The following is a 20,037-nucleotide window of genomic DNA, read 5'->3' as shown; positions in this document are numbered from 1 at the left end:
GCGGCCCTTTTGGAACTTCGTGGCGAACCGGGAACTGCTATGAGTGACCCTACCAGTGGCGACCGTCGCACTGATTCGGAACCCGACGTGACCGAGGGTCGAACACCCACCGAAACCGACTCGGGAACCGGCGTCGGTGACCGGGGCGACCGCGGGCGCGATCCGCGCGACGACTCCACGCAGGTCGCGAACGAGGAGCGCCGGCGGAACACGCCGTTCATCAGCGTGATCATCGCCGCGATCGGGGCCTGGGTCGCACTCTCCGTGCTCGTCTACGACTTCGGGGCGGCTTCGTTCTGGAACAACGTCCTCGTCGGAAGCGTCGTCTTCGTCGCTGGCACCTACAACTACTATCGTCTGGTGAACGACGCCCCGCTCAGCGTCGGCGTCGCCTCGCTGGTCGCGCTGCTCGGCATCTGGCTGATCATCGCCCCGGCGCTGCTCGAGATGGTCAACGGCTTCTGGAGCACGCTCGTCTCCGGGATGCTCATCGCGGGACTGGCGGGGTACAACGCCTACGAGGCTCGAGAAGCCCGTTCGGTCGCGACCGAGCCCGAACCGGGGACGCCCTGAGACTACCGGAGTAGCTACGGTTCGATCTCGGCCTCGAGTCGCCGCCGCCGGTGTTCGGCGGCGTGATGATCCGTCGCGACGGCCGCGAACGCGACCATCGCGACCGCGAAGCCGATCGAAACGATCGGCGAAACGCCGTTGACGTACCCGTTTGCGAGCTGTCCCGCCGCCAGAACGAGCGGTCCGACCGCGAGCAGCGTACTTTTCGCCGGTGCGGCACGAAACAGTTCCACGAGAAAGGCGGGTCGTCGGACGGCCATAATCAAGCGACGTTACTCTCCCTGTCGAGTCAGCTATCGTATTCCTTTCGGTTCGGCTACGACGTTACGAGGTCCGTAGCCGACACGCCACCGGCGCACTCTGCCGGCCGCGTACTTTTGGGCGGGGGTACGATACGTGCAGCATGATCGATCAGGAGTTGAAGATCCGATGAACGTTAGCAAGGGATTTTACCTCCTGCTCGTCGTGATCTCGTCCCTGCTGACGCTCGCGCTCGTGTGGCCGTTCCTCCAGTACGTGTTGCTCGCCGTGCTCCTGGCGTACGTCCTCTACCCGCTCCAGAAGCGCCTCGAGCCGCGAATCGGCGCGTCGCTCTCGTCGCTCTCGCTGGTAATCGGGGCGACGCTGGCGATCATCGTCCCGTTCGTGGCGATGATCGGATTGATCGCGACCGACGTAGCGCGGTTCGCCCAGAACCTCCAGAGCGGCGGGCCTGGCGTCGGTCGCATCGAGACGGCGATCAGCGAACGCACGGGGCAGAACGTAAACATCGCCGACACGGCGACCGACGGCGCTCGGACCGCCGCCGAGGGACTGCTGGGCGGCGCACCCGACATCTTTAGCGGGATCGTCCACGCGCTGATCGGGATCGGACTGGCGGCGTTTCTCCTCTTCTTCCTGCTGAAAGACGGCGATCGCCTGTTCGTCTGGACCCGTGAAATTATCCCGCTTCCCCGGCAGGTCCAGGAGACGCTCTTTTCGGAACTGGACAGACTAACGTGGGCGGTACTGGTCGGCCACGTCGCCGTAGCGGTTATCCAGGGGGTCCTCGCCGGACTCGGCCTGCTGGCGACGGGCGTTCCGAACGTCGTCTTCTGGACGTTCGTGATGATCCTGCTCTCGCTAATCCCGCTGATCGGCTCGTTCGCGGTCTGGGCACCGGCTGCGGTATGGTTAGCCGCCACCGGATCGACCGTCGCTGCCGTCGCGCTGGTCGTCTACGGAGCGGTCGTCGTGGGTACCTCCGACGAGTTCCTTCGACCGCTGATCGTCGGTCGCGCGGACGTGAATCCGAGCATCATCATCGTCGGCGTCATCGGCGGCATGTACTTCATGGGGTTCATGGGGCTGTTCTTCGGTCCGGTCATCGTCGGGGCGTTCAAAGTAATCCTCGAGACGTTCAACGAACACTACGACGACCTCGAGCCGGCCGGCGAGTGGTAGCGACGCCGATCACGTCGGTTTCTGGGGCGTTCGTTCCAATCGATACGTTCATTCTGTCCGCGGGACAACCCTCACCTATGCGGATTCGCGAGTGGCAGGACATCCTCGAGGACGTTACCGAACGGGACGTGGACCCGGACGACTGGCGCGCGGTCGCGGGCGACCGCGCCGGCGGAGTCGGTGAGGACATGTACCTCGGACACCCTCGGGCGGGCGTCTTCTTCCTCAAGACCTACGCGAAGAACCCGTTCGAGGTTCGCGGCGTCGGCACGAAAGTCGCCCGCAGCCTCGACGACGAGATCGGCTCGTTCATGCCGGAACGCGACTCCGGCGGTCGCTTTGCGGTCCAGTCCCCACCCGAGGACGAGGACCACGCCGAGACCGTCTCGAAGCGCCTCGAGACGGTACTCGAGACGCACTCTGACGCGCCGACCCGGCCGCAGGATCTCTTCGACGACGTGATGGAGGCCGTCGAGAGCCCCGCGTTCGGGCCGATGGAGTACGACCAGTACGACCGACCCGAAGAACTCGAAGACCTCTCCGAGCAGTTCGAGGAAGCCGAGGAACTGCTGAACGCGGAACTCGACGACCTGATCGAGACCGACGAGGTCGATCGGGGCTTCATGTAAAACGGGCGTCGACCCCGTACTCGTTCGGCTCGTGATCTCACAGCGCGACCAGCAACCACCCGGTAGCGGCCACCGTGCCCCCAGCCGATGGTCGAGGGGCGACCACGCGGTCCTCATCGAGACTGGCTTCCCGCTCGAGTTCGACGACCTGCGGTTCCGGGAGGGTACTTACGCACAGGTCGTCGACTCGCGTCAGCAGGGCGCTCTCAGACCAGATCTCCCCTGCCGCGAGCGGACGGGTTCCGCTCGATCGTCGGAATCTCGCCGGTCTCGGCGAGGCTCTTGAACCGGTGGAGCACCTCCCTGGCGACCGTCTCGGGGACGACGCCGAGGCGGTCCATCGCCGCGTTACCCAGCGAGCCACCCGGCGGATCGTACTGGACCTCGAGCGTGACTTTCGTCCCCCGATCGCCGGGCGCCGGCTGAAACCGGATCGTCACCTCGTGCGGGACCACCGCGCCGTCGAGTGATTCCCACCGCAGGAGTTCGCCGGGCCGGTCCTCGACGGTCCGAGTCTGCCACTCGACGCGCCGATCGAGCGGACCGCGAACGTGCCACTGATAACTGTTCTCACTGACACCGGACACCGCAGCGAACTCGCCGAGGATACGGCTCAATTGCTTCGGTTCGCGCCAGAACTTGTCGAGTTCGTCGGCCGGCCGGCCGACCGTGATCGAGCGCTTCACCGTCGGTTCGCCGGCCGTCGCGCCGGCGTCCAGTTCCGCGCGGCCGTCTGCGGTAGTGATCTCGAGGGCCCGATAGAGGCGGCTGTGGCCGCGCGCACCGCGATACAACAGCCCGGCTCCGGCGGCTGCCGATACCGCGCCGCCGAGCGAGCGGCGTCTGAGACCGCGCACGAGGAGTGCGCCGCCGATCGCCGCGGACGCCGCTCGTTCCCATCGATTGACGTTCGTTCTCGAGCGCCCGTCGGTCGGTACGCGCTCTGCTTCCGACCGCTCGTCGGTCGAGTGCTTCGTGGAGTCCGCGGTCATGGCTCGGATCCGGTGGCGATTGTGGGGTCCACACCGGAGCGGACCGTGCGTTCGACACCGCAGCTCCGGTCCTCGCGATCGGCGGCGGTGGCGATCGATACGTTACGTACTCTCCGAAAACCGGCGGCGTTCCCTGGCATGTGTAACAGCCCCGATACGTAATCCGGACAACTGCTTCATTGGATGTTTGGGCTGCAACTGCAACGCTTCTCGAGCGCGTGACAGTCGTCGCCCGCGGACGGAACCCGGGCCACAGACTGCCGGTCGGAAGGACCTGCGTCTGCGTCCGGTGAGCCTTTGGGAACGGGCTTCGAGAGATCAGGCTAGGAATGAGTGACACTGCCGAGGCCGTCGTCGAGGACTACTACGACGCGCTCCGCCGGGGCGAGCCGCTCGAGCGGTATTTCCTCGAGGACGCGTCCACCGTCAAGTTCGGCATCAGCGAGGCCCTGTTCGGCTACGACGCCGTCGCGGATGCGCTCCGGAGCCAGACCGAAACGACCGAGGACTGGACCGTCGAGAGCGACCGCCTCACGGTCGCGGAGGGCGGCGAGTACGCCACGTTCGCCGACGAGGTGACGATGGCCTGGACCGACGCCGAAGACGGCACGGAGCGACGTTTCGAGACGCGCTGGAGCGGAACGCTGGTTCGCCGCGGGACGCCGAACGGTGACTCGAGTGCGGGACAGTCCGACGATCCGGCGTGGCTGTTCCGGACGATGCACGTCAGCACGGCCGCCGAGCTATGAGCCGCGGACCCCGCCGTTCCTCGCGAGCCAGTGTGTTGACGACGCCGTCGGCCCGTCTCGCGATCGCGTTCGTGTTGCTCGTCGGTTTCTCGGGCGGACTGATCGCGCTTCAGGGCGGCGCGTCGCTCGCGGAGATCGGGCTGGCGACCCTCGGCGGGCTCGTCGCTGGCGGCGGACTGCTCTGGTACCTGTACTGGATTCTGGAATAGCGCGCTCGTTACCGCAGCGATTCGTCCGATTCAGCGCTCGAGACGTCGAATCCACAGCCCCGGCGTGTCGAGTTCCTCGTGCGTCGGGAGGTTGTCGGGGTGGTCCCAGACCCGACTCGCCGTCTCGAGATCCCGCACCGCGACGACGTGCTCGAAGAAGTTCTTCCCGCGTTCGTACTGGCGCTCCTTGAGACCGAGTCCCAGCAGGCGCCGGAACAGCTTCTGAAGCGGGCCGCGACCCTGGCGTCGAGCGTCGAGCTTCCGGCGGAGGTCCTCGTACTCGTCGTCGAAGGCGTGGTCCATCAGGAGTTCCGCGTACCCCTCGACGACGGTCATCGCCGCGTCGAGTTCGCGGAACGCCTCCTTGTTGAACGATCCCGCCGAGAGGTCGGCGATCCCGTCCTGCATCCGGTTCTCGAGGTGCGTCGAGAGCCACGGGGCCGCGCCGAACTCGGCGGCGTGGGTCACCTCGTGGAAGGCGATCCAGCGGCGGAACCGGTCGGCATCGACGTCGAGCGCTTCGGCGGCTCTGAGGATGTTCGGTCGGACGAAGTACAGCGCGTGGTCGTTTTCGGGCATCTCGGCGAGTAAGAGCGGATCGTACTGCCCGAGGACGTTCCGTCCGAGAAACGAGAGCAGGACCGTCATCGTCCCCGTGTTGATCGTCCGTGCGACGCCGGGAAACGTCCCGGTATGGGTCTCCAGGGCGCCCATGACCCGTTCGAACGTCTCCACGTTGGCGTCGATCCAGTGGTGGCGGTTCTGGATCTCGATCGTCTCGGGGACGTCGAAGTCGGCACCGGAGACCGATCGGACGGCCGCTCGAGCGTCCCGGACGTCGCGAGCGTAGGCCTCGCGCTCGTCGGGCTCGAGGTCGAGGGAGCCGGGATCGGTCGCCGCCTTGGCACCCTCGGCAGCCGACTGCCAGTCGATCACGCTATCGCCGGACGCTCGGGCGACTGCGCGGGCGCTACGGTAGAGATTCACACGTATCGGTACGAGTGGCGAACGCAAAAGCGTTCGGCTCGCCATCTGGTCGTAACGGTCGGTACGAAGTCGAGCGTGACGTCTCGGCCGTTATCGGCGTCGACGGCCGTGATGAGTGATCGGCACGCGACCCGGCCCGGTCGATCGTCTCAGTTGACGATGACGTCGGGCTCTTCCTGCTCCGGGAACTCCTCTTCCTCGTCGTCGCCGGCGTACTTCTTGACGGCGACGCCGATCGCGGCGAGGAAGACGAGCGCGAGCAGCGCGCCGATGGCGCCCTTGCCGCCGGAGTCGTCCTCGTCCGCGGTTTCTTCGCCCGATTCCTCGACGAACTCCTCCTCGAGCTCGTCGGACTCGCGCTTCCCGCCGAACGGAAGCGCGTCGTCGATAGCTCGGGGTCCGAACTGCGTGTCGCCGTCCAGATGCAACTCGATGAGCGTGAACTTCTTTTCTCCCATACGGGGAAATCGACGAGAGTCCACTTAGCCGTTTGGCTTGGACGGGTGTGACGGCCGCGTCGAAGAGCGGTACGGACGGCATCGGGACCGGTACGATTAAGTGTGCATCACTTGCGGTGTTTCGTATGAGTGGACGACCGCTGGACGTCCTCGAGGCGTCGCTCGGCGAACGCGTTACCGTACGACTCAAGAGTGGCGACGAGTACGTCGGCGATCTCGCCGGCTACGATCAACACATGAATCTCGTGCTGGAGGACGTATCGATGGCCAGAGAGCGCGAAGTGGAAGACGAGGCGCCGGTCGAAGACACAACGATTATACGCGGCGACAACGTCGTTTCGATCACTCCATGACTGGTGCAGGAACCCCGAGCCAAGGAAAGAAGAACAAGACGACCCACACCAAGTGTCGTCGCTGCGGAGAGAAGTCCTACCACACGAAAAAGAAGGTCTGCTCGTCGTGCGGCTTCGGCAAGTCCGCCAAGCGCCGCGGCTACGAGTGGCAGTCGAAGACCGGCGACAACTGAGTTCTCTCTGCGCTTCGCACGACACGCTGTTTTCACGCCGAGCGCAGCGACTGCGCACTGAGACACCGGGCCGTCGCTCGAACCAGTCCGTCGGTCCGATCGTTGCGCTACCGTCCCTGTTCGCGGGCGCTCGAGGCTGACAAACGATTATGGCTGACAAACGATTATATAGCTATCAGCCGTATACGCTCTTGATCGAGCCGTGAGCAACGGCAGTCGGTCGAGGAAGAGACCATGTTAACCGAATCAATCGAGTACCTGAAAAACAGTGACGAGGCGTGGAAGACGAGCATCATCGGCGGAGTCCTCCTGCTGTTTAGCTTCCTGCTGATCCCGCTCTTTCTCGTCTGGGGATACGTCGTCCGAGTGCTGGACCGGACCGCACGCGGCGACGACGAGGCTCCGGTCTTCGAGGAGTGGGGCGAACTGACCATCGAGGGAGCAAAGGCGTTCGTGATCCTCCTCGCGTACTCGCTCGTCCCCGTGGTGGTCGGCGGGATACTGTTCGGCGGGATGTGGCTCGCCACCGGTGGAACGCCGGGTTCGATCGGTGCGGCCGGATTCGTCCTCGCCGGACTGATCACCCTTGCGCTGTTCGTCGCGGCCGCGTACGTCTCCCCCGCAGCGCTCGCCAACTTTGCGGAGAACCGACGTATCGGCGCGGGATTCGACATCGAGACGCTTCGCCCCGTCCTCTCGACCGGCACGTACGCAGCCAGGTGGTTGCTGGCGGTCGGGATCGTCGTCGTCGGATCGTTCGTCTCGGGGATCCTCAACGCCATTCCGTTCATCGGGACCGTGCTGGGCGCCATCGTCGCGTTCTACGCCCTGGTCGCGGCGTACTACGTCATCGGACACACCTGGCAGGACCTCCATCCGGTCTCCGTCGACGAGACCGGCGGAGAGCCGTCGCCCGAGCGGTCTGCGATCTAGTCGGCGACCGGTTCGTTCGCGTCGAACGCTCGCTCGAGTCGTGCGACGGCCGACGACGCGGCGGTTACGGTTTCTCCGCCACCCGATGGACAACCCTTAGTTCGGGGCCGCGAACACTCTTTTATGGAGACGACAGCCGCCTTCGTCGGCCTCGAGTGTGTCGACTGCGGATCGACCGTCGACGCCGACGCGGAGGGCCACCGGTGTCCGGACTGCGGTGGAATTCTCGACCCGAGTTACGACTACGACGCCGTCGACCTCGACCGCGAGTCGCTCGCCTCGCGGCCGTTCGACTCGCTGTGGCGCTACGAGGAACTGCTTCCCTTCCCGCGGGAGTCCGCGGTGACGATGGACGAGGGGACGACGCCGCTGGTCGACTGCTCCAAACTGGCCGACGAGATGGGTGTCGAGCGCGTTCTCATCAAGGACGAGGGCCGGAATCCGACGGGGACGTTCAAAGACCGCGGACAGACCCTCGCCGTGACGGCGGCCGTCCAGCACGGCGCGACCGACGTCGCCCTCGCCTCGGCGGGCAACGCCGGCCAGGCCGCGGCGGCCTACGCCGGCCGGGCCGGCCTCGAGTCGCACGTCTACCTTCCCTCTCGCTCCGGGTTCACGAACAAGGCGATGGTGAACGTCCACGGCGGCGACATGAACGTGGTCGGCGGTCGGATCGGCGAGGCCGGTGCGGCGTTCGAGGAGGGGCTGGCGGAGCACGACGACTGGTACCCCCTCCAGACGTTCGTCACGCCGTACCGCCACGAGGGCAAGAAGACGATGTTTTACGAGATCGCCGAACAGCTCGAGTGGGAGGTGCCGGACGTGATCTCGTACCCGACCGGCGGCGGCGTCGGCCTCGTCGGGATGTACAAGGCCGCGACGGAGTTCCGGGAACTCGGCCTGACCGACGAACTTCCCGCCTTCTACGCCGCGCAGGCGTCGGGCTGTGCGCCCATCGTCGAGGCGTTCGAGGAGGGCCGCGACGTCCACGAGCCGGTCGAAACCCCCGACACGATCTGCGGCGGCATCGAGATCCCCGATCCCGGCGCGAGCCCGTGGATTCTCGAGGCGCTGCGCGACACCGACGGCGGTGCCGTCGCGACCGACGACTCGGAGATCTTAGACGCCGCGATCCAGGTGGCCCAGCACGAGGGCCTCGAGATGGCGCCGACCTGCGCGGCGGCGGCCAGCGGCGCGTGGGAACTGGCCGAACGCGGCGAGTTCGACGGGGACGAGACGATCGTCATCGTCAACACGGGAACGGGGAACAAGGACGCAGACGTGCTCCGCAGCCACCTGATGAGCCAGGGGATCTGAATCACGTCTCGTCGACGGCCTCGACGAGTGCCCGAAACCACCGTCTCGCCGCCGAGGGACCGCCGCCCGGCCAGGTCGTTCCGTCCGTCGATTCCCCTCGGTCGTTCGTGTGCAAGCGTGGTTTTCTCTCGCAGAATAATACCGGCGCACGAGTTCACACGTCTGTGAACAGGTGCGAACACTGTCACTGTCGGGCCGAGAAAATATCGTTCGACCCGGATCGAGTCTAAATGACAGACCGGGGGTAGCTTTTTAGTTATCGTCTCGACATTTGCCGTATGGATTCGTCGGAGTACTACGACGACTTTGCAGCGTTCTACGATGCCGCCTACGGCCAGCAGGCGGGCGTCGTCGAGGAAGACGTGCAGTTCTACGTCGACCTCGCCCACGAGGCCGACGGCCCCGTCCTCGAGGTGGGCTGCGGTACCGGTCGCGTCTACCTCGAGTTGCTCCGCGCCGGCGTCGACGCCGACGGTATCGACGTCTCGAGCGGGATGCTCGAGGTGCTTCGAGAGAAGGCGGCCGTCGAGGGCCTCGAGCCGAGCGTCCGGGAAGCCGACGTCACCTCGTTTCGACAGGATCGGGAGTACGCCCTCGTGATCGTTCCCTTCCGCGCGTTTCTCCACCTGACGACGGTCGAGGAACAGCTGGCGGCACTCGAGCGGATTCACGACGCGCTCGCGCCCGGCGGTCGGCTCGCGCTCAACGTCTTCACGCCGAACTTCGAGGTGATCTGCGAGGGTTACGGCGAGTGGGAGGAGACGACGGTCGAACTCGAGGGAGAGACGTACACGCACCGGACGATGACCGAACTGATCGACGAGGTCGAGCAACTGGCTCGTATTCGATCGGTGGTGCTCGCGAGCGACGGCGAGCAGCTATTCGAGCGCGACGCGCGGATCGCGCTCGTCTCGAGGCGGGAGTTCGAGTTGCTCTTCCGTCAGTCGCCGTTCTCGTCGTGGACGGTTTACGGCGGCTTCGAGTACGAGCCGCTCGAGTCGTCGGCTCAGGAGATGGTCTGGATCGCCGACCGGTAGCCGGTTCAGGCTCTCAGGGCGCCGCCTGTTTCGTAGCGCTTTTGCCAGTTGTCGGGAAACGGGGCGGTATGACTGCTCCCTGGGCCGATTGGAATCACGTTCTCAAACTGGATCCGGACAAAGAGCTTCCCGAGGGCGTCACCTTCGGCGATCTCTGTGCGACCGGGACCGATGCCATCGAGATCGGCGGCACGATGGGGATGACCGAGGAGAACATGACCGCGGTCATCGAGGCCTGCGCCGAACACGACGTCCCGCTCTACCAGGAGCCGTCGAACCCCAGCGTCGTCGTCGAGAACGACGCGCTCGAGGGCTACTTCATCCCCACGGTGTTCAACGCCGGCACCCCGTTCTGGATCACGGAAGCGCACAAGGAGTGGGTTCGAATCGACGACGTCGACTGGGACCGGACGACGACCGAGGCGTACATCGTGATGAACCCCGAGGCGGACGTGGCGACGCTCACCGAGGCCGACTGCGACCTCGAGGCGGACGACGTCGCGGCGTACGCGAAAGTCGCCGAGCGGATGTTCGGCCAGGAGATCGTCTACCTCGAGTACTCCGGGATGCTCGGCGACGAGAGAATCGTCGAGGCCGCGAGCGAGGCCGTCGACGAGTCGACGCTGTTCTACGGCGGCGGCATCCACGACTACGACTCGGCGTACGCGATGGCCCAGTACGCGGACGTCGTCGTCGTCGGCGACCTCGCCCACGACGAGGGCGTCGACGCGCTCCGCGAGACGGTCGAGGCGGCCAACGACGCCTGAACGCGGCAGCGCTCGTCCCGAAAGGGGGAGATTGCCTCTCATCCAGTTCGTTGCCGGTCAGTTGAATCCTCGACCGCTACTATTACGTCAATATGATACTGTCCGACATTCTTATACACCGCGTCGACTTTCCACAGGTAGTGACAATTCTGCCCTCCTCACGACCCTCGAACGACGAACCGTCGCTGATTGGTGTCGGTCGGAAGATCACAGTCGACGAGAGCGTCGATCCCTCGGGACTGCGACGACGCACCGATCGAACCGACCCGGCAACGACGACGCGGTGTCGATGAAGTACTGTCACAACTGCGAGTGGTTCGCGAGCGTCGAAGACGGCCTCACCGAACGAGATCGGTCGAAACTGGCGGTCGACCACTTCGTCGAGACGGGCCACTCGATCGACTCGACCGAATCGCTCGGGAGACCGATGCCGCCGACGATCTGCGAGGACATCCTCGTCGACGAACTCGTGAGTTCGGTCGAGAGCGGGGACTGAGGCCGCTGCTCGTACAACTCGCCGCACCCCTCACTTCTCGTTCTCACCGCGGCTCGAGGAGTGTTCGAAGCCGCGGGAGTACTTCCGTTGCGTCCTCGCGGCGGACGATGTCGGCGACGTCGTCACGCGGCGTGGACTCGAGGTTGACGACGGCGACCGTCGCGCCGCTCGAGGCCGCAAGTCGAGGAAGGGACGCGGCGGGTTCGACGACCAGCGAGGAGCCGATGGCGAGGAAGACGTCGCTCTCGCGGGCCAGCGACTTCGCCCGCTGGATGACCGCGCCGGGAAGCTGTTCGCCGAAGAGGACGACGTCCGGCTTGTAGACTCCGCCGCAGTCGCAGGTCGGCGGGAGTTCGCCGTCGGCGGCGCGCTCGAAGATCGGGTCGCCCTCCCGCCGGCGGCCGCAGTCGGTACACCTGACGCGGCGGGCGTTGCCGTGGATCTCGAGCACGCTCGAGTCGTTTTCCTCACCGTCTCCGTCGGCGCCTCCGTCAGTCTCGGCACCTTCGACAGCGGATGCGGCGGCATCCCGATGGAGTCCGTCCGTGTTCTGGGTGAGAACCGTCTCGAGGTGGCCGTCTCGCTCCATCGCGGCCAGGGCCTCGTGGCCCGCGTTCGGCTCGTACTCGCCGCCGAACATCGCCTCCTGCAGTTCGAGGCGATCCTCCCAGAACCCCTCGGGGTCGCGCTGGAACCGGCCGTAGGTGAACTGCCCCTCGTCGAAGTGCTCCCAGACGCCGTCGTCGCCGCGAAACGTCGGAATGCCGGAGGGCGCCGAGATGCCGGCACCGGTGAGAGCGACTGCGGTGTCCGCATTCCGGATCGCGTCCGCGAGGGTTGCGAAGTCGTCCATATCGCGATGGTCGTGACGAATCGGTAAAAGCGAGGTGGGAGCCCGCCGCGGGCTCAGGAGGCTCAGTCTATCGAGGTCGCGTGGGCGGCGGCCAGCTTCGATTCGATGCGCTGGAGGTGTTCGCCGACGGTCGACGGGGCGAGGTCGAGTTTCGCGGCGAGTTCCCGGTGGGTCGTCTCGCGGGGCACCGCGTAATACCCCTCGCGGACGGCGACCTCGAAGAGCTCTCGCTGGCGTTCGGTCAGGGTCGCTGCGGGGTCGGGACCGGGTTCGTACTCGCCCAGGCACTCGAGTTCGAGCCCGATTCCGTCGGGGAGATCCGCGGCCGCGCGCTGGATCGCCCGACTCGTGCCGATCGCCGTGATCTCGAGCCCGCGGGCGCTATCGGTCTCGACGTAGGTCATCGGCCAGTCGAGGACGATCTCGTGTTCGCGGAGGACCGACAGGAGGTCGTCGACGAGGCCAACGTTGCGACACTGCACGTAGGCGAGGCCGCGGCCGTCGCTGCCGGTGACGTCGAACTCGAACGCGTCCTCGGCGTCCGCGAGGAGCCTCCGCGCCCGCTCGAGGTCGCCGCGCAACTCGAGCAGTTCGACGTACCGCTCCTCGTTCCCGTCGACCGGATTCACGTACCGGATCGATTCGACCGAAACCCCGTCGATGTGGCCGAATATCTCGTCGATGGGAGTGAGCTGTCGGCCGCTCCACGTCAGCGTAACCGTCGCGTATCTCATCGTCGGCTCCCTCGAGACGCCCACCGCCCGTCCGTCCGTGGCGATCGTCGACCGCCTCGTCCCGCCTCTCGGTCTCGAGCCGACTGTGTGTCGGTCCTCGTTCGTTCTGCACAGGCACTCATTACTAGCGGCTGTCGATCCAAACTTAAATACACCGGTGATGATCGGGTTCAGACATAGGGGACTGGCGTTCGTCGTTCGACGTACCGATGAGCAGTGACACCCCCGCAGTTACCGACGAGCACCCTCCCGGACCGGACGGCCTTCCCATCGTCGGGAATCAGCTCGCGTTTCTCCGCGATCCGTACGGCTTCATGACTCGGACGGCTCGCGACTACGGCGACATCGCCTACTGGGAGGACCCCACCGGGCCCGTCTATCAGCTCAACCACCCTGACTACATCGAGCAGGTCCTCGTCCAGAACAACCAGAACTACGTCAAGGGGGATCGCTTCCAGCACGTTCTCAAACCGGTCACGGGGAACGGTATTCTGAACAGCGAAGGCGCGGTCTGGCGTCGGAATCGGCATCTCATCCAGCCGGCGTTCAACCCCGACCGGATCGAGGAGTACGCCGAGATGATGACCGCGTTCACCGAGAACGCGCTCGAGGAGTGGGCGGACGGCCAGACTCGGCTGTTCCACGAGGACATGATGGAGGTGACGCTGCGGATCGTCGCCCGGGCGCTGTTCGGCGTCGACATCGACGAGTACGTCGACACCGTCGGCTCGGCGCTCGAGGAGTTCATGCTGGCCACCGAGAGCCTCTCGCATCTCGTCCTCCCGCCGCGGGTACCGACTCTCTCCAGGCGGCGCATTCAGCGGGCGCGGGAGGAACTCGACGCGGTCGTCTACCGGCTGATCGAGGAACGGCGGGCGAACCCGACCGACCGAGACGTCATCTCGAAGCTCCTCGAAGTGACCGACGAGGAGGGGAACACGCTCTCCGACGAGCAGATCCGCGACGAGGTGGTGACGCTGCTGCTCGCCGGCCACGAGACGACGGCGCTCTCGCTGACGTTTACGTCGCATCTCCTCGCGCGGAACCCCGCCGTCGAGGAGACGCTCGTCGACGAACTCGAGACGGAACTCGGCGGTGAGACGCCGACGATGCGGGACCTCTCCGATCTCACGTACACGGAGCGAGTGGTCAAAGAGTCGATGCGGCTCTACCCGCCGGTGCCGGGAATCGTCCGCGAACCCGTCAAACCCGACATCGTCGGCGGCTACGAGATCCAGCCGGGAGCGACGGTCCGGATGCACCAGTGGGTCGTCCACCGCGACCCCCGGTGGTACGACGACCCGCTCGCCTTCCGACCCGAGCGCTGGACCGACGAGATGGAGTCCGACCTCCCGAAGCTGGCGTACTTCCCGTTCGCGGCGGGACCGCGCCGGTGTATCGGTGACCGCTTCGCGATGCTCGAGGCCCAACTCATCCTCGCGACGATCTACCAGGATTATCACCTCGAGCTCGTCCCAGGTACCGAGGATCTCGACCTGATGGCGACGATCACCGCCCGTCCGAAACACGAGATACCGATGACCGTCCGCGAGCGATAGCGGTGACGGCTCGTTCGTCGCCGAGCCAGAACGATTGCGCTTAAGTTCCGGCGACGGGAATCGGGGGGTATGCAGGACAGAACCTACACTGCCGACGCCGAACCCGGCGACGAGGCAACCGTCGCTGGCTGGGTCCACGAGATTCGTGACCTCGGCGGCATCGCCTTCTTGATTCTCCGGGATGCGACCGGCAAGATCCAGATCAAGTTCGAGAAAGACGAGATGGACGAGGACCTCGTCGAGACTGGTCTGGACGTCTCGCGCGAGAGCGTCGTGAAGGTCTCCGGTGCCGTCGAGGAGGAGCCCCGTGCGCCGACCGGCGTCGAGGTCACGCCGGAGTCGCTCGAGGTCGTCGCCCCCGCCGACCCCGAACTGCCGCTCGACCCCTCGGGGAAGGTCGACGCCGACCTCTCGACGCGACTCGACAACCGCACGCTCGACCTCCGCAAGGACGAGGTCCAGGCGATCTTCGAGATCCGTGCGGAGATCCTGCGCGCGGTCCGCGAGCAGTTCCGCGAGTTCCGCTCTACGGAGATCACCACGCCGAAGATCGTCGCGACGGGTACCGAGGGCGGCACGGAACTCTTCCCCATCACCTACTTCGGGGAGGAGGCGTTCATGAACCAGTCGCCGCAGCTGTTCAAGCAGCTGATCGCCGGCTCGAACGTCGAGCGCGTCTTCGAGATCGGTCCCATCTTCCGCGCGGAGGAACACAACACGCCGCGCCACCTCAACGAGGCGACCTCGATCGACTTCGAGGGCGCGTTCTGCGACGCCGACGACGCCATGGACGTCGCCGAGGGCGTCGTCAAAGCCGCCTACGAAGCGGTGACCGAAAACTGCAGCGAGGAACTCGAGGCGCTCGGTCTCGAGGAACAGTTCGAAATTCCCGAGGGCGACTTCCCGCGCATCAGCTACGAGGACGCCATCGAGCGCATCAACGCGACGGGCGAACTCGACGAGCAGCTGGTCTGGGGAGACGACCTCTCGACGGAAGCCGAGAAGGCCCTCGGCGACGACGTCGGCGGCCACTACTTCATCACGGACTGGCCCAGCGAGGTCAAGCCGTTCTACATCAAGGACCACGACGACGACGAGCAGCTTTCGACCGGCTTCGACTTGATGCACCCCCGAATGGAACTGGTCTCGGGCGGCCAGCGCGAACACCGCCACGAGCACCTCATCGAAGGCTTCGAACAGCAGGGTCTCGACCCCGACCAGTTCGAGTACTACACCAAGATGTTCAAGTACGGGATGCCGCCCCACGCCGGCTTCGGCCTCGGCGGCGAGCGCCTGATCATGACGATTCTCGGGCTCGAGAACATCCGAGAGGCCGTTCTCTTCCCGCGGGATCGCCAGAGACTGAGTCCGTAGGACGAAGTCTCTGGGAGCCGGCAAGGCTCGAACGACGTGAGAGTCTTGCGGGACCGGCAGCGGCTGAGCCCGTAGGCGAAGACGCTGAGAGCCAGCGAGACGACTGAAAGGAGTTTCGCCGGACCGGAATCCGCTGTGCCCGGAAGGGCTCGCCGTTGACCGACGAGCGGGCAGACGACGAAAGGGAGACGCGGCGTTGCACCGGCCGAGTCCGGTAGCGAAGACTGGTTCAAGTACGATGTGAGCGCGCGAGGCCGACGATCCGAGACCGGGACGACACCTCGAGCGGCACACGTTTTTTCTCGTCGACCGTGTAGCGTCACCTATGGGCGCGGAATCCGAGTCGACGGCGAAACGCCGCTCGAGCGGATCGTCGCCGGGATCACGGTCGGGGCGATCCTGACGGTCGCGTTCGGGCTGCTCGCGCTCGGTTACCTCTACTTCTGGATCGTGTTCCCGATCGGGTTCGCGGGCGTCCTTCCGGCCGCGATCGGGCTCGTTAAACTGTACGAACGGCGGCGGGCGACCGATCGGACGTCGGAGCGCCAGCCGGCAGCGGACGACTCGATCGAGGTCGTTCGCGAGCGGTACGCCCGCGGCGAACTGAGCGACGAGGAGTTCGACCACCGACTCGAGCGACTGCTCGAGACCGAGTCGCTGGACCGTCCCGGGCCGTCGACCGCTCGCGACGACGAGCGCGAAGAGTACGACTTCGAGCGGACGTAGCCGCGGGACCCTCGAGCGGCGGCGCTACCGCTTCGTCTTCAACGTCTCGAGGACGCGCTCGCCGTAGGTCTCGAGGGGTTCCTCGCCGGCGTCGAACGACCGAACCCAGGTTACGTACCCGGTGAAGCGGCCGAAGTCGATCCCGTCGCGCTCGAGGATGGTCGCGTCGAGCGTGGCCGGATCGTCGGTCGCGAGCACGTACGGGACGTACGCGCCGGCGACGTAGCCGACCTCCCACAGCACGCCGGTTTCGGGCGTCTCACCGAGGTACTCGAGGTAGAGATAGTTGCGCTCGCGAACGAGACCGTCGACGTCGAGTCCGCCGTCCTCGAGGGCCGTCCGCAACGTCTCCAGATCGACGACGTCGCCCTCGAGTCCCGCTTCGATGCCGGCCTCGTACTCGTCGGAAAACTCGCGTACGGGGAGGTCGGGGAGGCGATGTTGCACCGGGGTGTGGTGTTCGACCGGTTCCGGTTCCTCCTCGTAGCCCTCGTCGTGTTCGACGGTGCAGCCGGCGAGGACGACCGAACCGACGGCCGCGAGGAGCGCCCGCCGGGTGGTCGCTGGCGGAGCGGTCATCCTCCCGACGTATCCTCGTCCGGGTCAAAAGCCTCCCCCTGACGGGTGCAAGTCTCTCGTTTATGGAGCCGATGGTGATATCGCGAACGGATGGTCTTCGACGGCTTCGTCGCCGGCCTGCTGCTCGCCGGAGTCGCGATTCTCGCGCTCGTCGTGCTGACGCGCATTCTCGAGGAGCGCGCGCTCTCCTTGCCGATCTTCTACCTTGTCCTGGGCGCGGTCGCGTTCACGCTCGTGCCGGAACTGCCCTATCCCGACCCGATCGAGCACGCCGACGAGGCCGAGCGGCTGACCGAGCTCGGGGTGATCGTCGCGCTGATGGGTGCGGGGCTGAAAATCGACCGTCGCGTCGGCTGGCCCGCCTGGGCGTCGACGGCGCGGCTGCTCGCGGTCACGATGCCGCTGTCGATCGCCGGCGCGGCGCTGCTGGGTTGGGGCGTCGCCGGACTCCTGCTCCCGACGGCGCTGTTGCTCGGGGCAGCGATCGCCCCGACCGATCCGGTCCTCGCCTCCGAGGTGCAGGTCGGACCGCCCGGCCGGAACTCGCCGTCGAACTCGGCGGGGAGCGAGACGGACGGCGACGACGGGACTGACGACGTTCGGTTCGCGCTGACCTCCGAAGCGGGTCTCAACGACGGGCTCGCGTTTCCGTTCACCTACCTGGCCGTTCTCCTCACGTTCGTCGGCTATGCGCCGAGTCGGTGGCTCGGCCAGTGGCTCCTCGTCTACGTCGTCTACAAGATCGTCGTCGGCGTGATCGGCGGGGTCCTCATCGGCTGGCTGGTCGCCGTCGTCGTCTTCCGGTTCTCCGCGGAGTCACCGCTCTCGCGGTCGGTCCAGGGACTCGAGGCCGTCGCGGGAACGCTGATCGCGTTCGCGGCCGTCGAACTCGTCGGCGGCTACGGCTTCATCGCGGTGTTCGTCGCCGCGCTGACGCTCCGCGAGTACGAGCGCAGCCACGAGTACCACGACGCGCTCCACGGCGTCGCGGAGATGGCCGAACACCTGCTGATGGTCGCGATTATGGTCCTGTTCGGGGGCGCGCTCGCCGACGGACTGCTCGCGCCGCTCACGCTCGAGGCGGTCGTCGTCACGCTCGGCATCCTCGTTCTGGTTCGTCCGCTTGCGGGGCTGATCGGCTTTTTCGGTTCCGACCTCGCGTTTCGTAAGCGAGCGATCATATCGACCTTCGGAATTCGCGGAATCGGGACGTTCTTCTACCTCTCGTGGGGATTGAACGCCGCGCCGTTTCGCAAGGCTGAGGTGCTCTGGGCGATCGCCGGGCTCGTCGTCCTCGTCTCGGTCGTCGGCCACGGTATCCTGGCGACGCCGGTGATGAATCGGCTCGTCGATAGCTGAACGGTGGAAACGGCTCTTCAGCGGAGCCGCTGGACGTCGCTCGGGCCGTACTCGACGGCACGTTCGAGACGTTCTTCGCCTTGCGCTCGAAGCTCCTCTCGACTCGCCTCGCCCGTCAGCACCGCCTCGACCCGATCCTCGAGGCGTTCGGCGGCCAGTTCGTCCGGAATCGCGACGAAGAGCGCACCCTGCTCGAGCAGGTCCGCACCGGACTCGACGTCGACCGCCCGCACCATGATGTCGGCGTCGGTATCGAGGGCGAGGATCTGTTCCGCCCAGGATTCCCGGGCGACGGTGCCGACGATCAGTCCCGCCTCCTCGGCGTTGGCGACCGTCCACGTCGACGTCGTCATCACGTCACCGAGGACGTAGTTCTCGCAGTGATCTTTGACCGTTTCCTCGCGAGTCGGATCGCTCTCGAGGACGACGTACGGCTGATCGACCGACTCGCAGGCTTCGACCACCTGCTGTCCCTCGCGGTCGTAGCCCGTCACGACGACGTGGGCTGCGAGATCGTCGCTCACCCGGCTCCGCCGACGCACCCGTTCGATGTCGCTCTCGAAGACGTCGCGCTCGACGAGGCGCTGAAAGCCGGTTTCCGCGTAGCGCTCGGTGACCGTTGAGCCGAGCATGGTGACGATCGCCGCGAGTACGATCGCGTCGAACAGCTCCGGAACGAGAATGCCGGCGACCAGTGCCTCGATCGCGATGATGAGCGCGAACTCGCTCACCTGATCGAGGTTGTAGCCGGTCAGCGTCGCCGTCCGGGAGGCGTACCCCCGCCAGCGAAGCACAAGGTAGGTGGCCGTCGGATTGAGCACGAAGACGGCGACCAGGAGCAGGGCGCCGATGCCGAGGGTCTCAACCGTCGGTATCGAGACGAGTGCGCCGAGCGTGATGAAGACTATCGGCGTGAAGAAGTCCTCGAGGTAGCCGACGGCGTCGACCATCTCGACGTCGTGAGGGTACTCGGAGGCGACCGCGAGACCGGCGGCGAACGCGCCGACCTCGACGGAGAGCTCGAGCGCCTCCGCGACGAAGATGAGGAGGAACGCCCACGCCAGTCCGACGAACAGGACGTTTCGGTCGCTGGCGACCGACGCGAGCAGCGTCGGGAGCAGGTACTGGTAGGCGACGTACGAGACGGCACCGATCGCTGCCATCAGCCCGAGGATGCGAGCCACGTCGAAGAGGATCTCGCCGGCTGCGCCCTCGAGACCCGCCCCGACCAGCGCGAGGACGATCACGAGGTAGATGTCCTGAACGATGAGGACGCCGATGTCGATCCGTCCCGGCAGCGTCTTGAGCTCGTCCTTCTCGTCGAGCAGTTTGACGATGATCGGCGTCGCGCCGAAGACGGTCGCGAGCGCGATGATAATTACGTCCATCCCGCGGAAGCCGAGCAGGAACGCGATCCCGAAGGCCGCGGCGGTCTAGAGAAGCGTCTGCCCGGCCGAGATGTTGACGATCGGTCTGAGGATGTCCTTGATGCGATCGAAGCGCATCTCGATGCCGAGTACGAACAGGAGAAATCCGAGTCCGAGTTCGGCCATCACTTCGATGAGCTGTTCTTCGGTCACGACGCCGAGCAGGACGGGTCCGAGAACGATTCCCGTCAGAATGTACGCGACCAGCGTCGGCTGTCCGGTTCGTCGGGCGGCGTAGCTCAGCACCGTCGCTGTAACGATGACGATGGCGAAGTCGGCCGCGAGTGCAATTCCTCCGAGTGGCATTTCA

At 65.9% G+C, this 20,037-nt stretch carries 24 protein-coding genes and 1 pseudogene; 16 read left to right on the top strand and 9 right to left on the bottom strand.

Features of this window, described 5'->3' with window-relative positions; genetic code table 11:
* Positions 1-39: 39 nt before the first annotated feature.
* Positions 40-573, top strand: a complete 534-nt coding sequence (locus tag NED97_RS14020) for an SPW repeat domain-containing protein (RefSeq protein ID WP_252487639.1) — start codon at positions 40-42, stop codon at positions 571-573.
* A gap of 14 nt (positions 574-587) precedes the next feature.
* On the opposite strand, the gene NED97_RS14015 is transcribed toward NED97_RS14020, so the two are convergent.
* A complete protein-coding gene (locus NED97_RS14015) occupies positions 588-833 on the bottom strand; it encodes a hypothetical protein (protein ID WP_252487638.1) in 246 nt (81 codons plus the stop codon).
* A gap of 169 nt (positions 834-1,002) precedes the next feature.
* Between NED97_RS14015 and NED97_RS14010 the strand changes: the two genes are divergently transcribed.
* Positions 1,003-2,016, top strand: a complete 1,014-nt coding sequence (locus NED97_RS14010; protein ID WP_252487637.1) for an AI-2E family transporter — start codon at positions 1,003-1,005, stop codon at positions 2,014-2,016.
* Positions 2,017-2,093: 77 nt separating this feature from the next.
* Positions 2,094-2,645, top strand: a complete 552-nt coding sequence (locus tag NED97_RS14005) for a hypothetical protein (RefSeq protein WP_252487636.1) — start codon at positions 2,094-2,096, stop codon at positions 2,643-2,645.
* Positions 2,646-2,851: 206 nt separating this feature from the next.
* On the opposite strand, the gene NED97_RS14000 is transcribed toward NED97_RS14005, so the two are convergent.
* Positions 2,852-3,637: an SRPBCC family protein gene (locus NED97_RS14000; protein WP_252487635.1), complete on the bottom strand. Its 786-nt coding sequence runs from the start codon at positions 3,635-3,637 to the stop codon at positions 2,852-2,854.
* 329 nt (positions 3,638-3,966) lie between these two features.
* Between NED97_RS14000 and NED97_RS13995 the strand changes: the two genes are divergently transcribed.
* Positions 3,967-4,386, top strand: a complete 420-nt coding sequence (locus NED97_RS13995; protein WP_252487634.1) for a nuclear transport factor 2 family protein — start codon at positions 3,967-3,969, stop codon at positions 4,384-4,386.
* Positions 4,383-4,595, top strand: a complete 213-nt coding sequence (locus tag NED97_RS13990; RefSeq protein WP_252487633.1) for a hypothetical protein — start codon at positions 4,383-4,385, stop codon at positions 4,593-4,595. Before NED97_RS13995 ends, NED97_RS13990 begins: the two co-directional genes overlap by 4 nt.
* 30 nt (positions 4,596-4,625) lie before the next feature.
* Here the strand turns inward: NED97_RS13990 and NED97_RS13985 are convergent, their stop codons facing one another.
* Both NED97_RS13985 and NED97_RS13980 read right to left on the bottom strand, forming a co-directional pair.
* Positions 4,626-5,582 carry a zinc-dependent metalloprotease gene (locus tag NED97_RS13985; protein ID WP_252487632.1) on the bottom strand — a complete coding sequence of 319 codons (957 nt, stop codon included), beginning with the start codon at positions 5,580-5,582 and terminating at the stop codon, positions 4,626-4,628.
* Between the two features lie 149 nt (positions 5,583-5,731).
* On the bottom strand, positions 5,732-6,040 hold the full coding sequence (locus NED97_RS13980; RefSeq protein ID WP_252487631.1) for a hypothetical protein: 309 nt from the start codon (positions 6,038-6,040) through the stop codon (positions 5,732-5,734).
* Between the two features lie 125 nt (positions 6,041-6,165).
* Here NED97_RS13980 and NED97_RS13975 point away from each other — a divergent pair, with 125 nt between their 5' ends.
* The 7 genes from NED97_RS13975 to NED97_RS13945 all read left to right on the top strand — a co-directional run bounded on the left by NED97_RS13975 (position 6,166) and on the right by NED97_RS13945 (position 11,116).
* Positions 6,166-6,393 (top strand): LSM domain-containing protein, encoded by a 228-nt coding sequence (locus NED97_RS13975; protein WP_252487630.1) that lies wholly within the window; start codon positions 6,166-6,168, stop codon positions 6,391-6,393.
* On the top strand, positions 6,390-6,566 hold the full coding sequence (locus NED97_RS13970) for a 50S ribosomal protein L37e (protein WP_076609090.1): 177 nt from the start codon (positions 6,390-6,392) through the stop codon (positions 6,564-6,566). Before NED97_RS13975 ends, NED97_RS13970 begins: the two co-directional genes overlap by 4 nt.
* Positions 6,567-6,800: 234 nt before the next feature.
* The gene (locus NED97_RS13965) at positions 6,801-7,499 is read left to right on the top strand and encodes a DUF4013 domain-containing protein (protein WP_252487629.1); all 699 of its coding nucleotides are present in this window, start codon (positions 6,801-6,803) and stop codon (positions 7,497-7,499) included.
* A gap of 123 nt (positions 7,500-7,622) precedes the next feature.
* Positions 7,623-8,816, top strand: coding sequence for a threonine synthase (locus tag NED97_RS13960; RefSeq protein ID WP_252487628.1), 1,194 nt, complete (start codon positions 7,623-7,625; stop codon positions 8,814-8,816).
* Between the two features lie 278 nt (positions 8,817-9,094).
* Positions 9,095-9,853, top strand: a complete 759-nt coding sequence (locus tag NED97_RS13955; protein ID WP_252487627.1) for a class I SAM-dependent methyltransferase — start codon at positions 9,095-9,097, stop codon at positions 9,851-9,853.
* A 68-nt stretch (positions 9,854-9,921) separates the two neighbouring features.
* Positions 9,922-10,620, top strand: coding sequence for a phosphoglycerol geranylgeranyltransferase (locus NED97_RS13950; protein WP_252487626.1), 699 nt, complete (start codon positions 9,922-9,924; stop codon positions 10,618-10,620).
* A gap of 289 nt (positions 10,621-10,909) precedes the next feature.
* The gene (locus tag NED97_RS13945) at positions 10,910-11,116 is read left to right on the top strand and encodes a hypothetical protein (RefSeq protein WP_252487625.1); all 207 of its coding nucleotides are present in this window, start codon (positions 10,910-10,912) and stop codon (positions 11,114-11,116) included.
* A gap of 43 nt (positions 11,117-11,159) precedes the next feature.
* Here NED97_RS13945 and NED97_RS13940 read toward each other — a convergent pair whose 3' ends face one another.
* The gene (locus tag NED97_RS13940; RefSeq protein WP_252487624.1) at positions 11,160-11,969 is read right to left on the bottom strand and encodes an SIR2 family NAD-dependent protein deacylase; all 810 of its coding nucleotides are present in this window, start codon (positions 11,967-11,969) and stop codon (positions 11,160-11,162) included.
* Positions 11,970-12,031: 62 nt separating this feature from the next.
* A complete protein-coding gene (locus NED97_RS13935; RefSeq protein WP_252487623.1) occupies positions 12,032-12,703 on the bottom strand; it encodes a helix-turn-helix domain-containing protein in 672 nt (223 codons plus the stop codon).
* 209 nt (positions 12,704-12,912) lie between these two features.
* Here NED97_RS13935 and NED97_RS13930 point away from each other — a divergent pair, with 209 nt between their 5' ends.
* From NED97_RS13930 to NED97_RS13920, 3 genes are all read left to right on the top strand, one after another.
* On the top strand, positions 12,913-14,262 hold the full coding sequence (locus NED97_RS13930) for a cytochrome P450 (protein ID WP_252487622.1): 1,350 nt from the start codon (positions 12,913-12,915) through the stop codon (positions 14,260-14,262).
* Between the two features lie 69 nt (positions 14,263-14,331).
* The gene (gene aspS, locus NED97_RS13925) at positions 14,332-15,636 is read left to right on the top strand and encodes an aspartate--tRNA(Asn) ligase (RefSeq protein WP_252487621.1); all 1,305 of its coding nucleotides are present in this window, start codon (positions 14,332-14,334) and stop codon (positions 15,634-15,636) included.
* 240 nt (positions 15,637-15,876) lie between these two features.
* The gene (locus tag NED97_RS13920; protein WP_252487620.1) at positions 15,877-16,362 is read left to right on the top strand and encodes an SHOCT domain-containing protein; all 486 of its coding nucleotides are present in this window, start codon (positions 15,877-15,879) and stop codon (positions 16,360-16,362) included.
* Positions 16,363-16,386: 24 nt separating this feature from the next.
* Here NED97_RS13920 and NED97_RS13915 read toward each other — a convergent pair whose 3' ends face one another.
* Complete coding sequence (locus NED97_RS13915) at positions 16,387-16,941, bottom strand: hypothetical protein (RefSeq protein ID WP_252487619.1); 555 nt, start codon at positions 16,939-16,941, stop codon at positions 16,387-16,389.
* Positions 16,942-17,031: 90 nt separating this feature from the next.
* Between NED97_RS13915 and NED97_RS13910 the strand changes: the two genes are divergently transcribed.
* On the top strand, positions 17,032-18,300 hold the full coding sequence (locus tag NED97_RS13910; RefSeq protein WP_252487618.1) for a cation:proton antiporter: 1,269 nt from the start codon (positions 17,032-17,034) through the stop codon (positions 18,298-18,300).
* A 17-nt stretch (positions 18,301-18,317) separates the two neighbouring features.
* Here the strand turns inward: NED97_RS13910 and NED97_RS13905 are convergent, their stop codons facing one another.
* Together NED97_RS13905 and NED97_RS13900 are read right to left on the bottom strand one after the other, a co-directional pair.
* Entirely contained in the window at positions 18,318-18,932 is a 615-nt protein-coding gene (locus NED97_RS13905; protein WP_252490630.1) for an NAD-binding protein, read from the bottom strand.
* A gap of 42 nt (positions 18,933-18,974) precedes the next feature.
* A pseudogene (locus tag NED97_RS13900) lies at positions 18,975-20,033 on the bottom strand (cation:proton antiporter domain-containing protein); the annotation flags it as partial.
* Positions 20,034-20,037: the final 4 nt, after the last annotated feature.

It is taken from the genome of Natronococcus sp. CG52, assembly GCF_023913515.1.
GTDB classification, from domain to species: Archaea; Halobacteriota; Halobacteria; order Halobacteriales; family Natrialbaceae; genus Natronococcus; species Natronococcus zhouii.
The sequence above is the reverse complement of the archived record's forward strand: the minus strand, read 5'-3'. Positions and strand labels throughout refer to the sequence as shown.